This is a genomic window from Streptomyces sp. NPDC031670 (assembly GCF_055580545.1).
Genome location: NZ_JBVILC010000046.1, coordinates 1 through 8,637, shown reverse-complemented (window position 1 = coordinate 8,637; position 8,637 = coordinate 1). Strand labels below are relative to the sequence as shown.

At 67.3% G+C, this 8,637-nt stretch carries 7 protein-coding genes and 2 pseudogenes; 4 read left to right on the top strand and 5 right to left on the bottom strand.

Annotation, left to right across the window (positions count from 1 at the left end; all coding sequences use genetic code 11):
* Together ACZ5ID_RS36725 and ACZ5ID_RS36720 are read left to right on the top strand one after the other, a co-directional pair.
* Positions 1–108, top strand: a pseudogene (locus ACZ5ID_RS36725) (IS5/IS1182 family transposase); the annotation flags it as partial.
* 44 nt (positions 109–152) lie between these two features.
* A complete protein-coding gene (locus tag ACZ5ID_RS36720) occupies positions 153–371 on the top strand; it encodes a DUF6420 family protein (protein WP_468907088.1) in 219 nt (72 codons plus the stop codon).
* A gap of 233 nt (positions 372–604) precedes the next feature.
* Here the strand turns inward: ACZ5ID_RS36720 and ACZ5ID_RS36715 are convergent, their stop codons facing one another.
* Together ACZ5ID_RS36715 and ACZ5ID_RS36710 are read right to left on the bottom strand one after the other, a co-directional pair.
* Positions 605–910: a hypothetical protein gene (locus tag ACZ5ID_RS36715; protein ID WP_468907085.1), complete on the bottom strand. Its 306-nt coding sequence runs from the start codon at positions 908–910 to the stop codon at positions 605–607.
* Positions 911–1,066: 156 nt separating this feature from the next.
* Positions 1,067–1,369, bottom strand: coding sequence for a hypothetical protein (locus tag ACZ5ID_RS36710; RefSeq protein ID WP_468907082.1), 303 nt, complete (start codon positions 1,367–1,369; stop codon positions 1,067–1,069).
* 300 nt (positions 1,370–1,669) lie between these two features.
* Here ACZ5ID_RS36710 and ACZ5ID_RS36705 point away from each other — a divergent pair, with 300 nt between their 5' ends.
* Positions 1,670–3,550: an ATP-dependent nuclease gene (locus ACZ5ID_RS36705; RefSeq protein WP_468907079.1), complete on the top strand. Its 1,881-nt coding sequence runs from the start codon at positions 1,670–1,672 to the stop codon at positions 3,548–3,550.
* Positions 3,547–5,448 carry a UvrD-helicase domain-containing protein gene (locus ACZ5ID_RS36700; protein WP_468907077.1) on the top strand — a complete coding sequence of 634 codons (1,902 nt, stop codon included), beginning with the start codon at positions 3,547–3,549 and terminating at the stop codon, positions 5,446–5,448. The genes ACZ5ID_RS36705 and ACZ5ID_RS36700 overlap by 4 nt, the downstream gene beginning before the upstream one ends.
* A 152-nt stretch (positions 5,449–5,600) precedes the next feature.
* On the opposite strand, the gene ACZ5ID_RS36695 is transcribed toward ACZ5ID_RS36700, so the two are convergent.
* The 3 genes and pseudogenes from ACZ5ID_RS36695 to ACZ5ID_RS36685 all read right to left on the bottom strand — a co-directional run bounded on the left by ACZ5ID_RS36695 (position 5,601) and on the right by ACZ5ID_RS36685 (position 8,272).
* A complete protein-coding gene (locus tag ACZ5ID_RS36695) occupies positions 5,601–5,846 on the bottom strand; it encodes a hypothetical protein (protein WP_468907074.1) in 246 nt (81 codons plus the stop codon).
* A gap of 380 nt (positions 5,847–6,226) precedes the next feature.
* Positions 6,227–7,363, bottom strand: a pseudogene (locus ACZ5ID_RS36690) (UvrD-helicase domain-containing protein); the annotation flags it as partial.
* Between the two features lie 39 nt (positions 7,364–7,402).
* The gene (locus ACZ5ID_RS36685) at positions 7,403–8,272 is read right to left on the bottom strand and encodes an IS5 family transposase (RefSeq protein ID WP_468907071.1); all 870 of its coding nucleotides are present in this window, start codon (positions 8,270–8,272) and stop codon (positions 7,403–7,405) included.
* Positions 8,273–8,637 lie beyond the last annotated feature (365 nt).

Genomic DNA, 8,637 nt, shown 5'->3' with positions numbered 1-8,637 from the left:
GCTGGATGCCGTCGCCTCCACCGTCGCTACGAGCGCAAAGCCGAGCACTTCCTCGCCTTCACGAGCCTCGCCTGCACCCTCATCTGCTACCGCCGACTCGCCAAATGAGATGACTTCTTAAGCGGCTCGCCCTGGCCGCCGAGGGGTACTGCGTGCAAGGTGGGTGTCGACACCGTGCCGCGTACGCGGACGGGGTGCTGCGCATCTTCGAGGTGCGAAACGGGAGCATCGCGCTCGCCGCGTTCGTGCGCGCCGCGCTTGCGGTCGAGCTGGGGGACTTCACGCCCTCGGACCGGCTCTTGCAGGAGACCGAAGCACTGGCCGGGCCTGTCCGCCGGGAGGACGAAGGGGACAAGTTCAGCGGCGGCTAGTCTGTATACGAGCGCGGATACCGACCTGGGGACTGATGGGCAGTACGAGTTGGCGGATCACGGAGGTCCTGCCGCGTTGTGTGGCGGGACGCCGATCTCCTGTAGGTGGGCTTGAAGGCTGACCGGAGCCATCGGCTGTCTGGAGAGTGATGACAGATGGGGGGGCGCCTCGTTCCAGGTTCTACTCTCCCGGTCTGCTCCAATGCTGAACAACGAGTGACTGTCCGAACAGCTCACCGACGTCCGGGAAAATCCGAGCGACCCTTGAATTTCTCGGCAGCCCGGATCAAAAAATCCAACTTCTCCCGAGCCGGTTCTTCGCGGTCAGCCAGGAGCATTGCCTCGGCGAACCCGTAGGCGTAGCCGATCATGATGTTGGCCGGGGCTGAGGATTCCTCCTTACGGGCGCACAGGAAGTCGAACCACTGGTCGAGTTCATCCTTCAAGGGGCCACTGTGCAGTTCGCTCGTTGAGGGCGTACGCAGCGGTGTCTGGCCGAGGGCGATCCGTTCGGCCGCGTCCTCCTCGTCCACGCGCACGGAACCGATCCCGCGGCAGTCGTCGCATCGATCCCAGTGGAGTTCGCCATCGGTTCCGGCGACTTGCACGGATCCGTCCCCCCGGCAGTCGCTGCACGTGAACTCGTACTCGCCCGCGACCAGTGGCATGTGAGTGCGCCTCCCCCAGAAACCGTGTTACAGCACCGGTGATCCTACGCGGATGCCGCTTCGCCGGAGTCGAGTACGGGAGACTCTGGCGACCACCAGCGATGAACCGGTCGGCACACCGCAAGCGACGCTGGTGGCCAGGTCGAGAGCCGGTAGGAGCTGCGGCATGCCGTCGAAGAGCCTGGCGGCATTCTCCGCATCTTCATGTGGCTTCTGCATGTTCTGGAGCAGGCCGGCCGCCTCGGCGTTCATTGCCGTGCCAGCATCAGTCGCCGCCGCAACGGTCTCGGAACTCGCCCACCTGCCCGCCAATTCCCCGGTGAGCAGCACGCCGTCACTCCTTGGACTCGACGTCGGCGATCAGGGCGAGGTCTGTGGGGAGCGGCGGCCCTCCTTCCCACGCTGGTCGGCCGGGTTAGGCAAGGCCATCACGGCGGCCCGCAGGAGCACGGCCGTCCGGGCCAACAAGGCACGCGAGACCCTTGTCTCCCGCGATCTGCCGAATTCCCCCAGGCGGCGACCCCGAAGAGCATAGGATCTCGAAATTATCGATCACGGGCCGCGCAGCCCGGGGGACTCCTTCCCGGAGAAGAGGGCGCCGCGGCCCCGTCTGCGGGGGAATCTGTGTACTTGGCGCATCTTCGGGTCGAGAACTTCCGGGTCTTCGGAGCTGCGGCCCAGAGCGAGGGCGAGACGGACGCGTCGTTGGACCTGTCGTTCACGGCCGGGACGAACGTGCTAGTCGGCGAGAACGACAGCGGGAAGACGGCGATCATTGACGCGATTCGGTTGTGCCTGCAGACCGCAGCGACGGACTACTACCGGGTCTCCCAGGACGACTTCCACCTCGGGAAGGACGGGCGGGCGGAGACCTTCACCATCGTGTGCGGGTTCACCGCCCTGTCGACCGAGGAGCAGGCGGTCTTCCTGGAGTTGCTCACCCACGACCGCGGCGGCGCTGCCTGGCTTTGCGTGACGTTCAAGGCCCAGCGGATGGATCCGGTACGAAACCGGGTCTCGGTCACCACCCGGACCGGACCGGACGGCAACGGCCCCGCCCTAGACGGCGCCGCACGCGAACTCCTGCGCGCCACCTACCTGCGCCCCCTTCGCGACGCGGAGGCGGAACTGCGCTCGGGCCGCGGATCACGGCTGTCCCAGATCCTCGCCGGCTACCCGGCGATGAAGGACCAGGGCATTGATGACTACGACCCCGAAGGCGACGACCCTCCGTCCACTCTGGTGGGGATCCTGCGCCGCGCCGAGCACGACATCCGATGCAACGATGCCGTCTCTGATGTGAGCCAGGACATCAACTCGGCTTACCTGCAGCGGTTCGCCATCGGCGACGACGTCCTGCGCGCCAAGATCAGCGTCGCCACCGACGCGACGCTCGCCCGCGCGCTGGAACGGCTCGAACTGAACCTCTTCGCCGAGTCCGACGAGTGGACACGCCGCGGGCTCGGCTACAACAATGCCTTGTTCATGGCAGCGGAGCTCCTCCTGCTGGGCAAGAGCGAACTGGCACCCCTGCTGCTGATCGAGGAACCCGAGGCGCACCTCCACCCCCAGCTCCAGACCCGGATCATGGACCTGCTCCGCGACAAGGCCCAGGGTCCGCAGGAAGGTGGCAGAGCCCCGGTCCAGGTCATCCTCACCACCCACAGCCCCAACCTCGCCTCGTCGACGTCCGTCGAGTGCCTGACCCTCGTCGTTGGGGGCCGCACCTTTCCGCTGCGGCGCGGTATCACGCGCCTGACGGGCGAGGACTACGCGTTCCTGACCCGGTTTCTGGACGTCACCAAGGCCAATATGTTCTTCGCTCGAGGCCTGGCGATGGTCGAGGGCGACGCCGAGGCGATCTTCCTGCCCGCTCTCGCCGCTGCCCTGGGCATGCCCTTCAACGAGCACGGCGTCAGCGTGGTCAACGTTGGCCACGTCGGCCTGTTCCGGTACAGCCGCGTCTTCCAGCGCTCCGGCGAGCAGATCCCCGTCCCCGTTGCCTGCATCCGCGACCGCGACCTCGTCCCCGCCGGCACCTCGGCGGAGATGCGCGGCGGCCTGAAGTGCTGGGACGAGATGACGGAGCCGGAGATCACCGCGCACGTCGCGGACCTCGCCAGCGACGACGACGGGCCAGTGAAGACCTTCGTGTCGAACTGGTGGACGCTGGAGTACGACCTCGCCGTCACCTCCTGGACCATGGCCAGGCTGGTGCACCGCGCGGTCAAGCTCGCATCCGTTGCAGAACGGTCCTGGCCGGACGCCGCCAAGACCGACCAGGTCATTGCACGGGCCGACAAGGACGTAGACGAGTGGGCAGACCAGCACCTCACTCTGAAACAGGCGGCCCTGCAGATCTACAGACCGCTCAAGCTCAACAGCGCCAGCAAGTCGATCACCGCGCAGTTCGCCGCGCAGCTCCTCGCCTCCACCTCGCTCACGGAGAGCGACGTGCCACCCTATCTAGTTGAAGCGTTCAAGCACCTGTGCGGCGAGGTGGCCGCGTGACCGGCACGTACCTGCCCGATGCCTTCGCCACCCACAAAGTGGAGGCCATGGTTAAGCTCCTCGGGCTCGACCCGCTCGACGCCGAGCAGTGGGACTTCCTGCAGAGCGAGACCACACAGGACCTCCAGGCCGCCCCGGGGTCGGGCAAGACCACCTTGATCGGGCTCAAGCTCGCGCTCATGGCCGACGCATGGACCTCCGCGACGTGCGGTGTGTGCGTGCTGTCCCACACCAACACAGCCAAGAACGAGATCGCTGACCGAGTGGCCTCCCTCGCCGCGGGGCGGAGCCTGCTGCGCTACCCGCACTTCATCGGCACCATCCAGTCCTTCGTGCACACCTTCCTAGCGCTGCCGGCCGTGCGGGCCAAGGGCGTCGAGGTCCGGTCCGTCGACGACGCGGCCTTCGAGACCGCAGCAATCCGGCTCCTGCAGCACCCCAACTACTCCACCTTGCGCAACTACGTGGAACGTCAGCGCGACGGCACCGGTATCGTCAGCGGGGCGACGTTCACCTACAAGGACGGCGAACTCGTGGTCACCGGCGCGACCAGGGAACCCCCCTTCCGCGCTGAGACAACCAGCGGCAAGCAGTTGTCCAGTCTCAAGTGGACGCTGGCCCGTCGAGGCGTCTTCCGCTACCAGGACATGTACGCCATCGCCAAGCAGTACCTCGCTGAGCACCCCGGCATCGTCCCGGCCGTCTCCGCGCGCTTCCCGTTCCTTCTCCTCGACGAGATGCAGGACACCAGCGCCACCCAGCACGAACTGCTAGACCTCGTCTTCGCCTCCTCGCCCACCGTGGTGCAGCGAGTAGGCGACACCAATCAGGGCATCTACAGCGACGCCGACGCCGTGAGTGGATCCGCCTTGTTCCCACTGTCCGGCGCCGCGGAGTTGCCAGTGAGCCGCCGCTTCGGACCGCAGATCGCGGCCGTGGCCAGCCGCCTGGCCGTCCGGCGTCCTCAGCAAATCCACGGAGCCGGTCCCCACGGCCAGGTGGCGGTATTGCTGTTCGACGAGACCACAGCGACCGACGTCGTGCCCACCTTCGAACGCATGGCCGCCGTGATCGTCCCCGAGGACATCCTCCTCAGGCGTCCCCCGCGTGTGCTGGGCGCGCGGCAGGGCCGGGGAGGCTCCCAGGCTTACCCGCAGTCGATCTCCTGCTACGTGCCCGGCTACACTCCGCCCGGCCGCCCGACGGCCCATCGTGCCCTGATCGACGCGGCCCGCACGGCAGGGACCCAGTGGAGGTCCGGCGCGGACAGCCACGAAGTGTCCACCGAGTTGTGGAACGCCTTGCGCGCGTCCTTCGCGCCCCTGACCGGCGAAGCGCTACCGGCGCTGGGCCGCCTTGAGAGGTCTGCGGTGACCCCCGGCGGCAGGGTGCGGATCCTGCTGCGCGAACTCCTCGTCCACGGAGCTGCATTCGACGAGGCGGGCTGGGGCATGATCACCGAGCAGCTGACCGTCCAGATGAAGCTGCTCGCCGACCGGCCGCTGAAGGCCGTCGGCCTGGAGTTCACCCCCGCAGCCGAGGCGGCCGCAGCAGCGGGCGGCTTCCCCAGGAGCTCCGCCGCAGTGCCGGCGATGCGGTCCGTACCCGGAACTATTCAGAGCGCGAAGGGCGAGACCCATGCGGCAACGCTGATTCTGGAGTGCCTTGAGAAGAACGGCAAAAAGTTCGACGTGACCGAGGCGCTCCGCATTGTCGCGGAGGAGAGCGACCCCCAGCGGGAGCTGAAGAGTGTCCAGGCCGCTGTGCAGCTCGTCTTCGTCGGGGCGACGCGCCCCACCCACCTGCTGGTGCTCGCCGCCCACCGCGACCGCGGCAAGCGGTACGCGGAGGTGATGATCGACGCGGGCTGGGACGTCCGGGACCTCACCGAGCACTGATCCCTGCATCCCTCCCGGTGGAACCATCCCGCCCGCTGGCTAGAGGGCGTCTCTGTCACCGCGCGTTTGGGCCCGGTGGCTGGCGGGCCCCCCGTACCCCGGCAGCGGTGTGAGGATGAAAACTCTGGCGCGCGCAGCACGCGCCTGCGATCTCAGCGCTGTGAGGGCGGTGGCGCCGAGAGCTGGGGCAGCACCCGGACTGTGCCGCCTCTCGCGCCGGAAGTGGTCTTGAGGTTGTCGTTCTCCACCTCCAGGACGTGGATGATGCGGACGAGTCGCTTGACCTCCTCGCGTAGTTCGTTGCGCTCTCGGCGGACCTTCTTCAGTGCTTCCGCGAGTTCGTCGCGCTCCTTCTGGAGCCGCGTGGTGTCCTCCGGGCGGATGTTCTGGGCCCGCACCAGGGCATAGAACAGATCCTTGAGGCCTATGTGCCTATCCGTGAGCTGTTGCGCCTCGAGCCCGCCTCCTCGGGGAGCGACTTGATCGTCAATTGGCCGTCGGACCGCAGGGGCACTCCGGTCAGCAGCCGGACCATCGCATCGGTGATCGCCTGGATCTCATCGGTGTCGTCCGGCCATTGGGCCCGTGCAGCTTCGGCAGCGGGGCCGAGCGCCGAGGCGATGATCTCCGTTAGCTGCCCACGACGGCAGTTACCGGGACCTCACACGAATGCGGGGCTGGGTAAGCGAGGTCACCAAAGTGCTTTGGAGCTGACGCTGGCTTGGTCCTTTGGACGTTATGCCAGAACTCGCTGCGGCGAGTACCGGGGGGTTCGGGTTCAGGCTGGGTTGTCGGGATGCTGGCTGATCCAGGCCAGGCCGATGGGGTCCAGGTGGTGGCGGGCCCGGGTAACGGCGACGTACGCAAGGCGGGCTTCTGCCTCATCGACGGGCTGGGGAACGGGGTGGCCCTGGGCGTCGACCTCATCGGTGTCGGCGGGCGGCGTGAAGTGGGGTGCGATACGTACCCGGGCCCATTCCCGGCCTTTGGCCTTGTGGGCGGTGGAGACGGTGACTTCGGCCGCGTCTTCGGGAACGAGTCGGTCGACGGCCTGCAGGATGGCCTCGGGCCCGTGCTCGTCGACGAGGTTGGCGAAGGGCTGCAGGTCGCGGCCGGCAGGGTCGTGCTCGGCGTAGTCGCGCAGCGCCGTCCAGGTGGTGAACAGCATGAGTTCGGGGTGGTGGGCGCGGTGTCCCTGGATGAGGTCGCGGGCGGCCCATGCCAGGGCGCGCAGGGAGTCACCGCCGCCGACCAGCGCCGTTGCGATGCCGGCGGCGATGAGTGTGAGGACCTCGGTCATCGCGCCGATGTTGGTACGGCACAGGATCGCATCCGGGCGCCCGGCACGGGATCCGATCGTGGTGGGAATGTCGGGTGTCCCGGTCAGCCGGATGGGAGCGTTGCTGAGGGTGAGCCAGCGGTTGGCCTCCGTGGCAAGCGTGGGGCCGAAGCGGAAGGATCGGGTGAGCGTGAGGTGCTGGCCGGTGAACCGCGTCATCACATCCCGGGCACCGCGCCAGCCGTAGATGGCCTGTGCCGAGTCGCCAACCATGACGATCTGAGTGTGGTCTTGCTGGGCCAGGACAATCTGCTCGAGAACGGGGTTGGTGTCCTGGGCCTCGTCCAGCAGGAGGAAGTCGCCGTGCAGGACGGGCTCGGTCAGGGCCCACATCTTCAGGTAATGGTCGTGCTCGAAGCGGACCGCGCCGCCGTAGGGGTCCTGCAGATCGGCCCACGCTTTCGCCGCGTACGGCAGGATCAGGTCGGCCAGTTTGGCATGGTCCTCGTCGTCCAGACCCCGCAGGCGCGGAACGTGGTGGTGGGCCGGTTGCATGTCGGCCGACTGGCAAAACCGGGCGACTGTCCGCAGCGTGGCGTTGGACAGCGTGGCCGGCATCAGTCCCGCCCGGCCGATGTCGGCCGGGGCGTTAAGAGGTCGTTTTCTCCCGTTGTTTCATCCCATAATGCGGACTTCATCACGTGATGCCGGGTCGCGCCAGGAGATGGTGGTCTCGCCGGTGAGGCGGCGGGCCATCAGGTCGGTCATGGCGAGGTGGACCATGGCTTCGGAGCGGGCGGGAAGGGTCTCGTAGTCGCGGGCGAGGCGCCGGTGGAGCATCAGCCAGCCGTACGTCCGCTCCACCGCCCACCGCTTCGGTATCGGGGTGAATCCCCTGGTCCCGGGTTTGCGGGCGGTGATTTCCATGTCGATGCCCAATGTGGCGGCATGCTCGACGAGGTGCTGGCGGTAACCGCCGTCGACCCACACCTTGCGGATGCCGGGATGGCCGACGGCAACCTGGTCGAGCAGCTGGGTGCCGGCCACGGAGTCCTGGACACTGGCAGCGGTGACCAGCACCGCGAGAAGCAGGCCGAGCGTGTCGGTGACGATGCTCCGCTTGCGGCCGACGATCTTCTTGCCTGCGTCCGTGCCCTGGCTCGCGGTGGGGACGCTGATGGAGGTCTTCACGCTCTGCGCGTCGATCACGCAGGCCGAGGGCTCGGCATTCCGACCCTCCTTTCGCCTCACCAACTCCCGCAGCACGCCGTTGAGCTGGGCAAACACCCCTTCCTTCTGCCACTTCGCGAAGTAGCCGTAGACCGTCTCCCAGGGCGGGAAGTCGTGCGGCAGGTAGCGCCACTGCACCCCCGTGCGGTCCACGTACAGGATCGCGTTCATGATCTCGCGCAGGTCGTGTTCGGGAGGCCGGCCGAAGTCCAGGGCCCGGCCGCGGCGCTCGAAGCGCCAGGCCGCGAGGACCGGCTCGATCAACTCCCAGCGGGCATCGGACAGATCACTCGGATACGGACGTCGCTCCCTCATGACCTGGGCGTACCGCTCCAAGCCGAGTGCGCCCAGGCGTGCGTCTTCGGTCGTGGAAGCACGGCATGGAACCGGGCGTCTTGGAATGAGACAGGCGCACGTCGCATCCCGCCCCAGACATCACCCCGTCCGGCTCTCAAGGCCCCACACGTGCCGACAACCTCACCAGCATCGAACCACCACGACTCGCGATCTCCGCGATACGCAAATAATTAAGGTGAAAACGACCTCTTAGACGCCGTTTCCTTTGGGGGCGCGGTTCGTTGTGCGGGGCATGGCGAGTCTTGCTGAGCGGTTGGTGCCGGATGAGTTGTGGGAGTTGTTCCGGCGGGTGGTGCCTGAGACGGTGGTGGTACGTCCGCAAG